This window comes from Pedococcus sp. P2_D9 (assembly GCF_056404275.1).
On the sequence record NZ_JBFUEI010000001.1, the window covers coordinates 133,433 to 148,532 of the forward strand.

Here is a 15,100-nt window from a genome sequence, read left to right on the forward strand (position 1 = left end):
CCTGACGCTGATGCGTCCTGACTTTGCTGCACCCTCGGCGGTTGAACCCACCGTTCCCGCCTCCCTCTCCGTCGACGCTTCCGGCAGCGCCGGCAATGACTCGGACAGCGACTCCCGTACGGTCATGACCGAGGCCGACGTGGCCCGTGTGCTGCGGCGGATCGCGCACGAGATCCTCGAGCACAACAAGGGCGCCGCCGACCTGGTCGTGCTGGGCATCCCGACCCGGGGGGTCGCGCTGGCGCGCCGGCTGGCCGCCCTGATCGAGGAGGTCGAGGGAGTCCCGGTGGCGGTCGGTGCCCTCGACGTCACGATGCACCGTGACGACCTGCGCAGGCAGCCGACCCGCAGCCCGATGCACACCGACATCCCCGCGAGCGGGATCGACGACAAGGTCGTGGTGCTCGTCGACGACGTGCTCTACTCCGGGCGCACGGTCCGCGCCGCACTGGACGCGCTGTCCGACCTCGGTCGTCCGCGCATCGTGCGCCTCGCCGTTCTCGTCGACCGGGGTCACCGTGAGCTGCCGATCCGCGCCGACCACGTGGGCAAGAACCTGCCCACCTCGAGCACCGAGAAGGTGCGAGTCCGCCTGAGCGAACCCGACCACATCCAGGACCAGGTCACCATCGCCGGAGGGGAGGCCCGATGACCGCCACCACCTCCGCCACCACCTCCACCGCCACCTCGACCGCCAGCGCCACCGCCGCGACGCGCGAGCAGCAGGGGGGCCCCCGGCACACCAAGCGGCACCTCCTGTCGTCCGCTGACCTGTCCCGCGAGCAGGTCCGAGCCATCCTCGACACCGCGTCGGAGATGCACGGTGTCCAGCAGCGCGAGGTCAAGAAGCTCCCGACGCTGCGTGGGCGCACGGTCGTGAACCTGTTCTTCGAGGACTCGACCCGCACGCGCAGCTCCTTCGAGATCGCCGGAAAGTGGCTGTCGGCCGACGTCATCAACATCAGTGGCAAGGGTTCGTCGACGTCCAAGGGGGAGTCGCTGCGCGACACCGTCCTGACGGTGGCGGCGATGGGGGTCGACGCCCTCGTGATCCGCCACCACGCGAGCGGCGCCGCCCACCAGGTCAGCCAGTGGGTCGACGCGCACGTCATCAACGCCGGGGACGGGATGCACGAGCACCCGACCCAGGCCCTGCTCGACGCCTACACGATGGAGCGCCGCCTCGGTGACCTCGAGGGCCGACACGTCGTCATCGTCGGCGACCTGACCCACTCACGGGTGGTGCGCTCCAACCTGATCACGCTCAAGACGCTCGGCGCACGGGTCACGCTCGTCGCGCCGCCGACCCTGATGCCCAGCGGCATCACGACGTGGGCGCAGGCTGACGGCTTCGCGCTGTCGCACGACTTCGACGCGGTCCTGCCCACCGCCGACGCGGTGATGATGCTGCGGGTCCAGCGCGAACGGATGAGCGGCGGGTTCTTCCCGACGGCACGCGAGTACACCGTCGGCTACGGCCTCACGCGCGCGCGGCTCGATGCCCTCATGGCGGCCAACCCCGACGCGGTCATCTGCCACCCGGGCCCGATGAACCGCGGCCTCGAGATCGCGGCCGACGCCGCCGACGGAGCCCAGTCGCTGATCCTCGACCAGGTCAGCGCGGGCGTCGCGGTGCGGATGTCGGTGCTGTACCACTTGCTTGCCGGCAACGAGGGAGAGGACAGCTGATGGCCACGCTGCTCGTCACGGGGGCCGACCTTCTCGGGTCGGGCGCCCAGGACCTGCTGATCGAGGACGGGCTCATCACCCAGGTGGGGTCGATCCGCTCGGCCAAGGGCGCCGATGTCCTGGACGCCGACGGACTGGTCGCGCTCCCGGGTCTGGTCGACCTGCACACCCACCTGCGCGAGCCCGGCCGCGAGGACGCCGAGACGATCGGCTCGGGTTCGGCCGCGGCGGCTGTCGGCGGCTTCACGGCGATCCTCGCGATGGCCAACACCAGTCCCGTGACCGACACTGCCGAGGCGGCCGAGCGCATCCTCGACCTGGGGCGCGCGGCCGGGCTGGTCGACGTCGTGCCCGTCGGCGCCGTCACCAAGGGCCTGCTCGGCGAGGAGCTCGCCGAGCTCGGGCTCATGCACCGCTCCCGTGCACGGGTGACGGTCTTCTCCGACGACGGCCACTGCGTCCATGACGCTCGAGTCATGCGCCGCGCCCTGGAGTACGTCCGCGCCTTCGGTGGCGTCGTCTCCCAGCACGCCCAGGACCCCCACCTCGCCGGTCCGCACGCCTGCGCGCACGAGGGCGAGCTCTCGGGCCGCCTCGGTCTGCCCGGGTGGCCCGGCATCGCCGAGGAGTCGATCGTGGCCCGCGACGTCATGCTGGCCCGGCACACGGGTTCGCGGGTGCACGTCGCCCACGTGTCCACCGCGGGCACCGTGGAGGTCATCCGGTGGGCCAAAGCCCAGGGGATCGCCGTCACCGCCGAGGTCACGCCCCACCACCTGGTCCTCACCACCGACCTGCTCGCGGGCTACGACCCCACCTACAAGGTGAACCCGCCACTGCGCCCGCAGGAGGACGTCGACGCCCTGCGCGCCGCGCTCGCCGACGGCACCATCGACGCGGTGGCCACCGACCACGCACCACATGCCCGGCACGACAAGGAGCACGCCTTCGTCGACGCGGCGTTCGGCATGCTCGGGCTCGAGACGGCGCTGTCGGTGGTGAGCGACGTGATGGTCGGCGGTGGCCTGCTCGACTGGGCGGGTGTGGCGCGCGTGATGTCGCAGGCGCCGGCCCGCATCGCAGGGCTGACCTCCCACGGCCAGGCGCTCGTCGAGGGCTCGCCGGCGCACCTGACGCTGGTCGACCCGACGGCCACCGTGACGGTCGACCGCAGCTCGTCGCTGTCGTTGTCCCGCAACAACCCCTGGCACGGGCGCACCCTGCGGGGTGCTGTGCACGCCACGGTCTTCGCCGGTCGAGTGACGGCCCAGAAGGGAGCCATCGCGTGACCCGACTGCAAGCCGTGGGCGTGATGCTCGTGGCCCTCGGCCTGATCTATGCCCTGCTGTATGCCGCGTGGCTGCGCAAGCGGCGCGAGCACGAGTCCGCGGCCATCGCGCTGGAGCGCAACCGCACCACGCGCGACCACGCCCTGGAGGCTCCCGCCCTCAAGGAGAAGCCCCCGCAGGTCATCGCGGAGGGAACCTACGTGAGCACCACGACGGCCGAGAGCAGGCTCGAGCGGGTGACGGTGGAGGGCCTCGGCAACCGTGCCAAGGCGACCCTCATCGTCAGTCGCGGAGACGTCGACGAGCTGGTCCGCATCGACAGGCAGGGCGAGGCCACCATCATCATCCCGGCCGCCCGACTCATCTCCGCCCGCCGGGAGCGCGGCATGGTCGGCAAGTTCGTCGGCGCCAACCGCCTCGTGGCGCTGCAGTGGCGGGCCGAGAACGGGGACGTCTACGAGACCGGCTTCCTGCCCCGTTTCAAGGCGGACGTCGAACGAGTCGAGTCGGCCCTGTGGTGGCACACGGGTGACTCGCCGGACGGCCCCGACAGTACCGAGAGCACCGAGAGTGCCGTGAGTGCCGGCGGCGCCGAGACGACCCAGGCCGACGAGGCGCCCACCGATCCCGAGACCGAACGAAAGACGACACCATGAGCGCCGCTGCACACGGGTTCGACCTGGCCACTGCTCTTGACAGGCCCCCCGCCCTCCTCGTCCTCGAGGACGGTCGCACCTTCCGGGGGGACACCTACGGCGCCACGGGCCAGACGGTCGGCGAGGCGGTCTTCTCCACGGGGATGACCGGCTACCAGGAGACCCTGACCGACCCGAGCTACCACCGGCAGGTGGTCGTCATGACGGCCCCCCACGTCGGTAACACCGGCGTCAACGACGAGGACAACGAGTCGGGCAGATTCTGGGTGGCGGGCTACGTCGTGCGCGACCCCGCGCTGCGCCCGTCCAGCTGGCGCTCCCAGCGGTCGCTCGAGGACGCACTGGTCGAGCAGGGAGTGGTGGGCATCAGCGGGATCGACACCCGTGCCCTGACCCGGCACCTGCGCGAGCGGGGTGCGATGCGGGTCGGCATCTTCTCGGGGGAGCGGGCAGGGCTGCCGGTGACCGAGCTGGTCAACGCCGTCCAGCGGGCTCCGCTGATGAAGGGGGCCGCGCTGGCGGCCGAGGTGAGCACCAAGGAGACCTACGTCGTGCCGGCCGTCGGGGAACGACGGTTCACCGTGGCCGCACTCGACCTCGGGATCAAGGCGATGACCCCGACCCTGATGGCGCAGCAGGGCATCGAGGTCCACGTCCTGCCCGCCTCCTCGACGATCGAGGACATCCGTGCGGTGGGGGAGGACGGCCCCGACGGGGTGTTCTTCTCCAACGGGCCCGGTGACCCGGCGACCGCCGACGCCGAGGTGGCTGTGCTTCGCCAGGTGCTCGACTCGCGCATCCCGTTCTTCGGCATCTGCTTCGGCAACCAGCTGCTCGGGCGGGCCCTGGGTTTCGGCACGTACAAGCTGAAGTACGGCCACCGGGGCATCAACCAACCGGTGATGGACCGCAGCACCGGCAAGGTCGAGGTCACGGCCCACAACCACGGCTTCGCCGTCGACGCCCCGACCGACCGTGAGGTGCCCGCGCCCGCCGACGAAGCCGACGGCACGGCATACGGACGGGTCCGGGTGTCGCACGTGTGCCTCAACGACGACGTCGTCGAGGGGCTGGAATGCCTCGACGTGCCTGCCTACTCGGTCCAGTACCACCCAGAGGCAGCGGCCGGTCCGCACGACGCCGGCTACCTCTTCGACCGTTTCGTGACACTGATGGAAAGCAGGAGTATGAGCTCGCCAGACATTCGGGGCCCCCGTGAAGTATCGGAGCGAGGCACGAGCGCAGAACTTCGTGGGGTGAATTGATGCCCAAGCGCGACGACATCAAGAGCGTTCTCGTCATCGGCTCCGGCCCGATCGTGATCGGCCAGGCCTGCGAGTTCGACTACTCCGGCACGCAGGCCTGTCGGGTCCTGCGCGAGGAGGGCATCCGGGTGATCCTGGTCAACTCCAACCCGGCCACCATCATGACCGACCCGGAGTTCGCCGACGCGACCTACGTCGAGCCGATCACCCCCGACATCGTCGAGGCGATCATCGCCCGTGAACGACCGGACGCCGTGCTCGCGACCCTGGGCGGCCAGACCGCCCTCAACTGCGCGATCGCCCTGCACGAGTCCGGCGTCCTGGAGAAGTACGACTGCCCCCTCATCGGCGCCAACGTCGAGGCGATCCAGCTCGGCGAGGACCGCGAGAAGTTCAAGGGGGTCGTAGAGCGCTGCGGCGCGGAGTCGGCAAAGTCTCTGATCTGCCACACGATGGACGAATGCCTCACTGCCGCAACCGAACTCGGCTATCCGGTCGTTGTCCGCCCGTCGTTCACCATGGGTGGCCTCGGCTCAGGCTTCGCCTACGACGAGAAGGATCTTCGCCGCATCGCCGGAGACGGCCTGCAGTACTCACCGGTCACCGAGGTGCTCCTCGAGGAGTCGATCACCGGCTGGAAGGAGTACGAGCTCGAGGTGATGCGCGACCACGTCGACAACGTCGTGGTGGTCTGCTCGATCGAGAACCTCGACCCGATGGGTGTGCACACCGGTGACTCGATCACCGTGGCGCCTGCGCTGACCCTGACCGACCGCGAGTACCAGCGGCTGCGCGACATCGGCATCGCGATCATCCGCGAGGTCGGTGTCGACACCGGTGGCTGCAACATCCAGTTCGCGGTCAACCCGGTCGACGGCCGGATCATCGTCATCGAAATGAACCCGCGGGTGTCACGGTCGTCCGCGCTGGCCTCCAAGGCGACCGGGTTCCCGATCGCCAAGATCGCCGCGAAGATGGCCATCGGCTACACCCTCGACGAGGTGCCCAACGACATCACCCGCGAGACGCCGGCGTCGTTCGAGCCCAGCCTCGACTACGTCGTCGTCAAGGTGCCGCGGTTCGCCTTCGAGAAGTTCCCGGCCGCCGACCCGACCCTGACCACCACGATGAAGTCGGTGGGTGAGGCGATGTCGATCGGCCGCAACTTCACCGAGGCGCTGCAGAAGGCGCTGCGGTCGATGGAGCGCAAGGACAGCACCTTCCACTGGGACGGCCCGACCCCCAGCGAGGAGCAGGCCCGCACCTTCCTGCACTCCGCCAGGACGCCCACGGACGGGCGCATCGTCACCGTCCAGCAGGCGATGCGCGGCGGCCTGTCCGTCGAGGAGGTCCACGAGGCCACCGGCATCGACCCGTGGTTCCTCGACCAGATGGCGCTGGTCAACGCCATCGCCGACCGGGTCGTCGCCGCGCCCGAGCTCACGCCGACCCTCCTGCGGCTGGCCAAGCGGCACGGCTTCAGCGACGTGCAGCTCGCCTCGCTGCGGGGTATGCCGGAGGCGGTCGTCCGCGGCGTGCGGCACGCCCTCGGGGTGCGCCCGGTCTACAAGACCGTCGACACGTGTGCGGCGGAGTTCGCTGCCACGACGCCGTACCACTACAGCACCTACGACGAGGAGACCGAGGTGGCGCCGCGCGCGAAGCCCGCTGTCCTCATCCTCGGCAGTGGTCCCAACCGGATCGGGCAGGGCGTCGAGTTCGACTACTCGTGTGTCCACGCCAGCTTCGCCCTGCGCGAGGCGGGCTACGACACCGTGATGGTCAACTGCAACCCCGAGACCGTCTCCACCGACTACGACACGAGCAGCCGGCTCTACTTCGAGCCGCTGACCCTCGAGGACGTCCTCGAGGTCGTGCACGCCGAGCAGCAGGCCGGCCCGGTCGCCGGGGTCATCGTCCAGCTCGGCGGCCAGACGCCGCTGGGTCTGGCCAAGGCTCTCAAGGAGGCCGGCGTCCCCATCGTCGGCACCAGCCCGGAGGCCATCGACCTCGCCGAGGACCGCGGTGCCTTCGGCCGCGTCCTGGCCGAGGCGCAGTTGCCGGCACCCAAGCACGGCACTGCCTACAGTGCCGCCGAGGCGGTGGAGGTCGCCCGCGAGATCGGCTACCCCGTCCTCGTGCGCCCCTCCTACGTCCTCGGCGGACGCGGCATGGAGATCGTCTACGACGACGAGACCCTGGCCACCTACGTCACCCGGGCCACCGTCGCGAGCCCCGAGCACCCCGTCCTCGTCGACCGGTTCCTCGACGACGCGATCGAGATCGACGTGGACGCGCTCTACGACGGCACGGAGATGTACCTCGGCGGGATCATGGAGCACATCGAGGAGGCCGGCATCCACTCCGGCGACTCGGCCTGCACCCTTCCGCCGGTGACGCTCGGTGTGGCCGAGCTGGAGCGCGTCCGCGAGGCGACCCTCAAGCTCGCCGAGGGCATCGGCGTGCGCGGCCTGATGAACGTCCAGTTCGCGCTGGCCCAGGACATCCTCTACGTCCTGGAGGCCAATCCCCGCGCGTCACGCACCGTCCCGTTCGTGGCCAAGGCGACCGGGGTCCCCGTCGCGAAGGCGGCGGCCAGGGTCATGCTCGGGGCCACCATCAAGGAGCTCCGCGCCGAGGGACTGCTGCCGCCGCACGGCGACGGCGGCTCGATGCCCGCCCACGCCCCGGTGGCTGTCAAGGAGGCCGTGCTGCCCTTCAAGCGGTTCCGCACGCGCGACGGCCAGGTCGTCGACAGCCTGCTCGGCCCCGAGATGCGCTCGACCGGTGAGGTCATGGGCATCGACCAGGACTTCGGGACGGCGTTCGCCAAGGGAATGCTCGCGGCCGGCTCGGGGCTGCCCCGCGAAGGCAGGATCTTCGTCTCGGTCGCCAACCGCGACAAGCGCGCGATGATCTTCCCGGTCAAGCGGCTCGCCGATCTCGGTTTCACGATCGTGGCCACGACGGGCACCGCGGATGTCCTGCGGCGCAACGGGATCCCGTCCCAGGTCGTCCACAAGCACAGCGAGCGGTCGGAGGGCGACGAGAGCATCGTCGACCTCATCCTGGCCGGCGAGATCGCCATGGTCGTCAACACCCCGAGCGGCCCCAACGCACGGGCCGACGGTTACGCCATCCGCGCTGCCACGACGTCGATGGACAAGCCGATCGTCACCACGGTCCAGGAGCTGGCGGCGGCGGTGCAGGGCATCGAGGCGCAGATGCACGGCGTGTTCACCGTGAAGCCGTTGCAGGAGCACGCCCGCGACCTCGACCTCTACGGCACCGGCACCGGCAAGGGAGCGGTCCGGCCGGGCAGCTCGGCTTCTGCCTCCGGCGTCGGGGCGGGCGGGGTCGCGTGAGCGCGGCGACCACGCGGCATACCTCGCAGGGCTCTGGCGTGGTGCAGGTGACCGGCGAGCTGATCGCGACCCGACGGGTCGGCGCCTACCACCACCTCACGTTCGTGGCCCCCGGGCTGGCCGAGCTGGCCCATCCGGGTCAGTTCGTGGCCCTCGCCGTGGGTGGTGACACGAGCGCCACCCTGCTGCGCCGGTGCTTCTCCATCCACAAGGTGAGCCCGTCGGGCACCTACGGCGGCACCGTCGACGTCGTGATCTCGGCCGTGGGGCCGGGCACCCGATGGCTCAGCACGCTGCGCGCCCACGACGAGGTCGACATCGTCGGGCCGCTCGGTCGCCCCTTCCCGCTGCCCAAGGAGCCGGTGGCCTGCGTGCTCGTCGGCGGCGGCTACGGCAGCGCCCCGCTGTTCTGGCTGGCCGAGGCGCTGCGCGCGCGGGGCTGCCACGTCGAGATGGTCCTGGGGGCCGCCACCGAGGCCAAGCTGTTCGGCGTCGTCGAGGCACGGCGCTACGCCGACGGTGTCTCGGTCACGACCGACGACGGTTCGGCCGGGACCAAGGGCTGGGTCTCCGACGTGCTGCCGGAGGTCATCCGGCGCACCGGTGCCTCGGTCGTCTACGGCTGCGGACCCATGGGCATGCTCAAGTCGATCACGGACGTCGCTGCCGCCGAGGGCGCGGTCGCCCAGGTGGCCGTCGAGGAGTCGATGGCGTGCGGCGTGGGTGTGTGCATGACCTGCGTCATGCCCGTCACGGGGAACGACGGGGCCACGCGGATGGTGAGGTCCTGCGTCGAGGGGCCGGTGTTCCGCGGGGACCGCGTGCGGTGGGACGCCTTCGCCGACGGGGTGTGCCGGGTGCCCGCCGACACGGTCGGCGCACCCCGGGTGGGTGGTCACTGATGGCGGTCGACATGTCGGTGCGGCTCGGGTCGGCGACGCTGCCCAGCCCGATGATGACGGCCTCGGGCTGCGCGGCGAACGGTCGCGAGCTGGCGCGGTTCTTCGACATCCGCGAGCTGGGCGCCTTCGTCACCAAGTCGGTGATGGCCGACCCGCGGTCGGGACGTGGCACACCGCGGATGGCCGAGACCCCCGCCGGCATGCTCAACTCGATCGGCCTCCAGGGTCCCGGCATCTCCGCGTTCGTCGACAAGGACCTGGCCTGGCTCAAGCAGGCCGGGGCCCGCACCCTGGTCTCCATCGCCGGCAACACCAGCGGCGAGTTCGCCGACGTTGCTGCGACCCTGCGAGCGAGCGACGCCTTCGACGCGGTCGTGGGCGTGGAGGTCAACATCTCCTGTCCCAACGTCGCCAACCGCGGCCTCGTGTTCGCGTGCGACCCGATGGCCAGTGCCAAGGTCGTCGCACTGGTGCGCGAGCAGCTGCCGCGGGACATCCCCATCTTCGCCAAGCTCACTCCCGATGTGACCGACATCGTGGGAGTGGCCCAGGCCTGCGTGAAGGCGGGTGCCGACGGGCTCACCATGATCAACACGTTGCTGGGGATGGTCATCGACACCGACCGGCTGCGGCCGCAGGTGGCAGGGGTGACAGGCGGCCTGTCTGGGCCGGCGATCCGGCCGGTGGCGGTCCGCGCCATCTGGCAGACACGGGCCGCGATGCTCGAGGGGCGACTGCCGACAGTGCCGATCATCGGGGTCGGCGGGGTGCGCACCGGACGGGACGCGCTGGAGCTGGTGGCGGCAGGCGCGAGCGCAGTGCAGGTGGGCACGGCGACGTTCAACGACCCCAGCGCACCGGTGCGAGTGGGTCGCGAGCTGGCAGAACTGTTGCAGGACAAGGGATTCGAGCGACTCACCGATGCAGTCGGTGTCGCCCACGGGAGGTTGGCGTGACCATGACGGAGCTGACGTTCGGACAACGGCTGCGCGGGGCGATGGACTCCCGCGGCCCCCTGTGTGCCGGGATCGACCCCCACCGCGCCCTGGTCGAGTCGTGGGGGCTCGGATACGACGTCGACGGACTGGCCGCCTTCACGGACACATGCGTGGAAGCCTTTGCCGGACACGTCGGGGTGGTGAAGCCGCAGTCGGCCTTCTTCGAGGTGTTCGGGTCGCGAGGGGTCGCCATCCTGGAGCGCGCCATCCTCGCGCTGCGTGAGGCGGGCACCCTCGTGATCCTCGACGCCAAGCGAGGCGACATCGGCTCGACCATGGCGGCCTACGCCGAGGCCTATCTCGGCAAGGACGCCGTCGCGCCCGCCGATGCCGTCACGGTGAGCCCCTACCTGGGGTTCGAGTCCCTGCGGCCCGCCCTGGACCTGGCGGCCCAGACCGGCAGGGGCGTCTTCGTCCTGGGCCTGACGTCCAACCCCGAGGGTCGCTCCGTGCAGCACGCCCGGCTGCGGGACGTCAGCGTCGCCGAGTCGATGGTGGCTGGTGCGGCCGGTGAGAACGCCGCCGCCCGCGAGCGCGGCGAGCTGGGCAGTGTGGGGCTCGTGGTCGGGGCGACGGTCGGCTCTGCCGTCCAGGAGCTCGGTCTCGACCTCGCCGGGGCCACGGCACCTCTCCTCGCGCCCGGGGTCGGCGCCCAGGGCGGCACGAGCGAGGACCTGCGGCGCGTGTTCGGGGACGCCTTGCCCAACGTGCTGCCCGCCAGCAGCCGCGACGTCCTCAACGCCGGACCGGACGTGGCAGCCCTGCGTGACCGCGCCATGGGCACGAACGACTCCTTGGCCGCCCTCCTGCAGTGAGCTTTCCCGCGAGCACCGCTCCGAGCTTTTCCGCACTGCGTCCCGCACCGAGTCCCGCACTGAGCTGCCCGCGCTGAGCACGGCGCTGGACGCACCGAGCTTCGCCGAGAACGCTGAGGTCAGGCCCTGTGACCGGCGCCATGGAGCCTCGAGGGGAAACCCGGCCTCGCGGTTGCTAGAGTCGGAAGACATCACCCAGACACGAACCCGTGCCGACCCGCTTGCGCAAGGAGTACCACCGTGGCCCTTCCCCCGTTGACCCCGGAGCAGCGTGCGGCGGCCCTCGAGAAGGCTGCCGTGGCCCGCCGCGAGCGAGCTGCGGTGAAGAACCGGCTGAAGTACGCCCAGGGTTCGCTCAAGGAGGTCATCGCCGACGGCAAGGCCAACGAGGTCGTCGGCAAGATGAAGGTCTCCGCGCTGCTCGAGTCGATGCCCGGGGTGGGCCGGGTCCGTGCGCGCCAGATCATGGAGGAGGTCGGCATCTCCGAGAGCCGCCGCGTCCGTGGCCTGGGTGCCAACCAGATCTCCGCGCTGCTCACCCGCTTCGACGAGGCGTGAGCCGACCCGCTTCCGTCGGCGAGGACCGCCCCCGGCGGCTCGTCGTCCTCGCGGGTCCCACCGCCGTGGGCAAGGGCACCCTGTCCGCCCACGTCCGCGACAACTTCCCCGAGGTCTGGCTCTCGGTCAGTGCCACTACCCGCAGCCCGCGCCCGGGGGAGGTCGAGGGCGTCCACTACCACTTCGTCGACGAGGCCGAGTTCTCGCGGATGGAGCAGGCCGGAGAGCTGCTGGAGTCGGCGGTCGTGCACGGTCGCAACCACTACGGGACGCCGCGCGCTCCGGTGGAGCGGGCGCTGCGCGAGCACAGGATGGCACTGCTCGAGATCGACCTCCAGGGCGCCCGCCAGGTCCGGGACACCATGCCCGAGGCCTTGTTCGTCTTCCTCGCCCCACCCAGCTGGGACGAGCTCGTGCGCCGGCTGGTCGGTCGCGGCACCGAGGACGCGGAGGAGCGGGGCCGTCGGCTGGACACCGCGAAGGTCGAAATGGCCGCCGAGGACGAGTTCGACGTGACCATCGTCAACGACGACGTTCGTCGTGCGGCCGAAGAACTCGTATCATTGATGCGATCGCACTGACGCCCGGCGTCAGAAGCTGAGCCAACCGTCCAGAAGCTGAGTCCAACAGAATTGAGTACCCCCGTGTCTGGAACCGTCGCCAACCCGATCGGCATCACCAACCCGCCGATCGACGACCTGCTCACCAAGGCCGACTCCAAGTACGCCCTGGTGATCTACTCGGCCAAGCGCGCTCGCCAGATCAACGCGTACTACAGCCAGCTGCAGGAGGGCCTGCTCGAGAACGTCGGCCCGCTCGTCGACAGCCAGGTGCACGAGAAGCCGATGTCGATCGCCCTGCGCGAGATCAACGAGGGCCTGGTCATCTCCACCCCGATCGAGAGCTGAGCCCGGACGCGGGCCGGACGAGAGCAGAGGACAGGGGCGCCATGGCGCGCATCGTCCTGGGGGTCAGCGGCGGGATAGCGGCCTACAAGGCCTGCTCGCTGCTGCGCCTGTTCACGGAGGCGGGGCACGACGTCACCGTCGTGCCGACCGAGTCGGCCCTGCAGTTCGTCGGAGCCCCCACGTGGGAGGCCCTGTCGGGCAAACCCGTGCACACCGGGGTGTGGGACTCGGTGCACGAGGTGCCCCACGTCCGCCTGGGGCAGACGGCCGACCTGGTCGTCGTCGCGCCCGCCACCGCCGACCTGCTCGCGAAGGCCGCGCACGGTCTGGCCGGCGACCTGCTCACGAACGTCCTGCTGACCGCGCGCTGTCCCGTGGTCATGGCGCCGGCGATGCACACCGAGATGTGGGACCACGCAGCCACCCAGGCCAACGTCTCCACCTTGGCCGAACGCGGCATACACATCATCCCGCCCGCGTCGGGGCGCCTCACCGGCGCCGACACGGGCCCGGGCCGCCTCCCCGAACCCGAGACCTTGTATGCCGTGTGCGGGCGGATCCTCGCCCACACCGCCGCCGCCTCCCGCACGTCCACGCAGGGGGCAACGGCGCCGGCCTCCACGCCTGCCTCGACGCAGGAGCTCGCCGGTCGCAGGGTCGTCATCACGGCCGGAGGCACGCGAGAGCCGATCGACCCGGTGCGGTTCCTCGGGAACCGCAGCTCCGGCAAGCAGGGCTACGCCCTCGCCGCCGTGGCGGCCCGCCGCGGAGCCACGGTGACCCTGCTCGCCGCGAACACGTTCTTGCCGGCACCGTCGGGAGTGACCGTCGTGCCGGTGTCCACCGCGCTCGAGCTCCAGGCGGCGGTGGAGGTGGCTGCCAAGGACGCCGACGTCGTGGTGATGGCCGCAGCTGTGGCCGACTTCCGACCGGCGCACTACGTGGACGCCAAGATCAAGAAGACGTTCGGTGCGCCGGGCGGTCCCGAGGCGGAGTCGGCGCCGACCATCGAGCTGGTTCGCAACCCCGACATCCTCGTCGGTCTCGTGGAGTCGCGAGGCGAGGAGGCCAGCCCTGTCATCGTCGGGTTCGCCGCCGAGACCGGCGACGACCAAGCCGGGGTCCTCGAGCACGGCCGCGACAAGCTGGCCCGCAAGGGTTGTGACCTGCTCGTCGTGAACGAGGTGGGCGCCGACAAGACCTTCGGTCAGGACGACAACACCGTCCACATCCTGAGGCAAGGCTCCAGCCACGTCACCGAGGCGGGACCGGCCTCCAAGGAGCTGGTCGCCGCCGTAGTGTGGGACGCCGTCCAGGAGATCCTCTGACCTAGGTAGACTCTCGGGGTCGCGCGGCCAGTTGCCGCCGCGCCCAGCATCGTCAGCATTCGCTGCTCCAAAGGAGAAATGAGTGTCCGCTCGCCTGTTCACGTCCGAGTCCGTCACCGAGGGCCACCCGGACAAGATCTGTGACCAGATCTCCGACGCGATCCTCGACGCCATGCTCGACCAGGACCCGGGCAGCCGAGTCGCGGTCGAGACGATGGTGACGACCGGGCTGGTCCACGTCGCCGGCGAGGTCACCACGGAGGCCTACGTCGAGATCCCCAAGATCGTGCGCGACACGGTGCTCGGCATCGGCTACGACTCCTCGACCAAGGGTTTCGACGGCGCTTCCTGCGGTGTCGAGGTCTCGATCGGCCAGCAGAGCCCCGACATCGCCCAGGGCGTCGACACGGCGTACGAGAACCGCACCGGTGGCGTCGACCCCCTCGACAAGCAGGGCGCGGGCGACCAGGGCCTGATGTTCGGCTACGCCTGCGAGGACACCGCCGAGCTGATGCCGCTGCCCATCCACCTCGCGCACCGGCTGGCCGAGCGCCTCACCACCGTGCGCAAGAGCGGCGAGGTCGCCTACCTGCGCCCGGACGGCAAGACCCAGGTCACCATCGGCTACGACGGCGACAAGGCCGTCCGGCTCGACACCGTCGTCCTGTCCACGCAGCACGCCGAGGACATCTCGCTCGACGGACTGCTCCAGCCCGACATCATCGAGCACGTCATCAAGCCCGTCCTGGCCGAGCTGGCCGACGAGGGCACCGAGCTCGACCTCTCCGACTACCGCACCTTGATCAACCCGACCGGCAACTTCGTCATCGGCGGCCCGATGGGTGACGCCGGCCTCACCGGTCGCAAGATCATCGTCGACACCTATGGCGGCATGTCCCGCCACGGTGGCGGCGCGTTCTCCGGCAAGGACCCGTCGAAGGTCGACCGCTCTGCCGCCTACGCCATGCGCTGGGTCGCCAAGAACGTCGTCGCCGCAGGGCTGGCCCGTCGCTGCGAGGTTCAGGTCGCCTACGCCATCGGCAAGGCCCAGCCTGTCGGCCTCTACGTCGAGACGTTCGGCACCGAGAGCGTGCCGGTCGACACGATCCAGGCCGCGATCTCCAAGGTCTTCGACCTGCGCCCGGCCGCGATCGTCCAGGACCTCGACCTGCTGCGCCCGATCTACAAGCCGACGGCTGCCTACGGCCACTTCGGCCGCACGCAGGCAGGTCACGTGGAGAACCCCTTCACGTGGGAGCGCACCGACCGCATCGACGCCCTGCAGAAGGCCGTCAAGGACTGACGGCACCCTCCGCTAGGTTCGCTC

Annotated in this window: 14 protein-coding genes; all 14 read left to right on the plus strand. The window is 70.5% G+C overall.

The window, feature by feature from the left end; all coding sequences use genetic code 11:
* Positions 1 to 10: 10 nt before the first annotated feature.
* The 14 genes from pyrR to metK all read left to right on the plus strand — a co-directional run bounded on the left by pyrR (position 11) and on the right by metK (position 15,076).
* Positions 11 to 652: a bifunctional pyr operon transcriptional regulator/uracil phosphoribosyltransferase PyrR gene (gene pyrR, locus AC1DXJ_RS00635; RefSeq protein ID WP_477636151.1), complete on the plus strand. Its 642-nt coding sequence runs from the start codon at positions 11 to 13 to the stop codon at positions 650 to 652.
* Positions 649 to 1,689: an aspartate carbamoyltransferase catalytic subunit gene (locus AC1DXJ_RS00640; RefSeq protein WP_477636152.1), complete on the plus strand. Its 1,041-nt coding sequence runs from the start codon at positions 649 to 651 to the stop codon at positions 1,687 to 1,689. The genes pyrR and AC1DXJ_RS00640 overlap by 4 nt, the downstream gene beginning before the upstream one ends.
* Complete coding sequence (locus tag AC1DXJ_RS00645; RefSeq protein ID WP_477636153.1) at positions 1,689 to 2,978, plus strand: dihydroorotase; 1,290 nt, start codon at positions 1,689 to 1,691, stop codon at positions 2,976 to 2,978. The genes AC1DXJ_RS00640 and AC1DXJ_RS00645 overlap by 1 nt, the downstream gene beginning before the upstream one ends.
* Positions 2,975 to 3,634 carry a PH-like domain-containing protein gene (locus AC1DXJ_RS00650; RefSeq protein WP_477636154.1) on the plus strand — a complete coding sequence of 220 codons (660 nt, stop codon included), beginning with the start codon at positions 2,975 to 2,977 and terminating at the stop codon, positions 3,632 to 3,634. The genes AC1DXJ_RS00645 and AC1DXJ_RS00650 overlap by 4 nt, the downstream gene beginning before the upstream one ends.
* Entirely contained in the window at positions 3,631 to 4,899 is a 1,269-nt protein-coding gene (gene carA / locus AC1DXJ_RS00655; protein WP_477636155.1) for a glutamine-hydrolyzing carbamoyl-phosphate synthase small subunit, read from the plus strand. Before AC1DXJ_RS00650 ends, carA begins: the two co-directional genes overlap by 4 nt.
* Positions 4,899 to 8,264, plus strand: coding sequence for a carbamoyl-phosphate synthase large subunit (gene carB, locus AC1DXJ_RS00660; protein WP_477636156.1), 3,366 nt, complete (start codon positions 4,899 to 4,901; stop codon positions 8,262 to 8,264). The genes carA and carB overlap by 1 nt, the downstream gene beginning before the upstream one ends.
* Positions 8,261 to 9,166, plus strand: coding sequence for a dihydroorotate dehydrogenase electron transfer subunit (locus tag AC1DXJ_RS00665; protein WP_477636157.1), 906 nt, complete (start codon positions 8,261 to 8,263; stop codon positions 9,164 to 9,166). Before carB ends, AC1DXJ_RS00665 begins: the two co-directional genes overlap by 4 nt.
* A complete protein-coding gene (locus AC1DXJ_RS00670) occupies positions 9,166 to 10,122 on the plus strand; it encodes a dihydroorotate dehydrogenase (RefSeq protein ID WP_477636158.1) in 957 nt (318 codons plus the stop codon). The genes AC1DXJ_RS00665 and AC1DXJ_RS00670 overlap by 1 nt, the downstream gene beginning before the upstream one ends.
* A gap of 2 nt (positions 10,123 to 10,124) precedes the next feature.
* Positions 10,125 to 10,979 (plus strand): orotidine-5'-phosphate decarboxylase, encoded by an 855-nt coding sequence (gene pyrF, locus AC1DXJ_RS00675; protein WP_477612714.1) that lies wholly within the window; start codon positions 10,125 to 10,127, stop codon positions 10,977 to 10,979.
* Positions 10,980 to 11,219: 240 nt separating this feature from the next.
* On the plus strand, positions 11,220 to 11,537 hold the full coding sequence (gene mihF, locus AC1DXJ_RS00680) for an integration host factor, actinobacterial type (protein ID WP_179420118.1): 318 nt from the start codon (positions 11,220 to 11,222) through the stop codon (positions 11,535 to 11,537).
* Positions 11,534 to 12,118: a guanylate kinase gene (gmk, locus tag AC1DXJ_RS00685; RefSeq protein WP_477636159.1), complete on the plus strand. Its 585-nt coding sequence runs from the start codon at positions 11,534 to 11,536 to the stop codon at positions 12,116 to 12,118. Before mihF ends, gmk begins: the two co-directional genes overlap by 4 nt.
* Positions 12,119 to 12,181: 63 nt before the next feature.
* Positions 12,182 to 12,445, plus strand: coding sequence for a DNA-directed RNA polymerase subunit omega (gene rpoZ / locus AC1DXJ_RS00690; protein WP_140737392.1), 264 nt, complete (start codon positions 12,182 to 12,184; stop codon positions 12,443 to 12,445).
* A gap of 41 nt (positions 12,446 to 12,486) precedes the next feature.
* On the plus strand, positions 12,487 to 13,773 hold the full coding sequence (coaBC, locus tag AC1DXJ_RS00695) for a bifunctional phosphopantothenoylcysteine decarboxylase/phosphopantothenate--cysteine ligase CoaBC (protein ID WP_477636160.1): 1,287 nt from the start codon (positions 12,487 to 12,489) through the stop codon (positions 13,771 to 13,773).
* Positions 13,774 to 13,855: 82 nt separating this feature from the next.
* Positions 13,856 to 15,076 carry a methionine adenosyltransferase gene (metK, locus tag AC1DXJ_RS00700; protein ID WP_477612717.1) on the plus strand — a complete coding sequence of 407 codons (1,221 nt, stop codon included), beginning with the start codon at positions 13,856 to 13,858 and terminating at the stop codon, positions 15,074 to 15,076.
* The last annotated feature ends 24 nt before the right edge of the window (positions 15,077 to 15,100 follow it).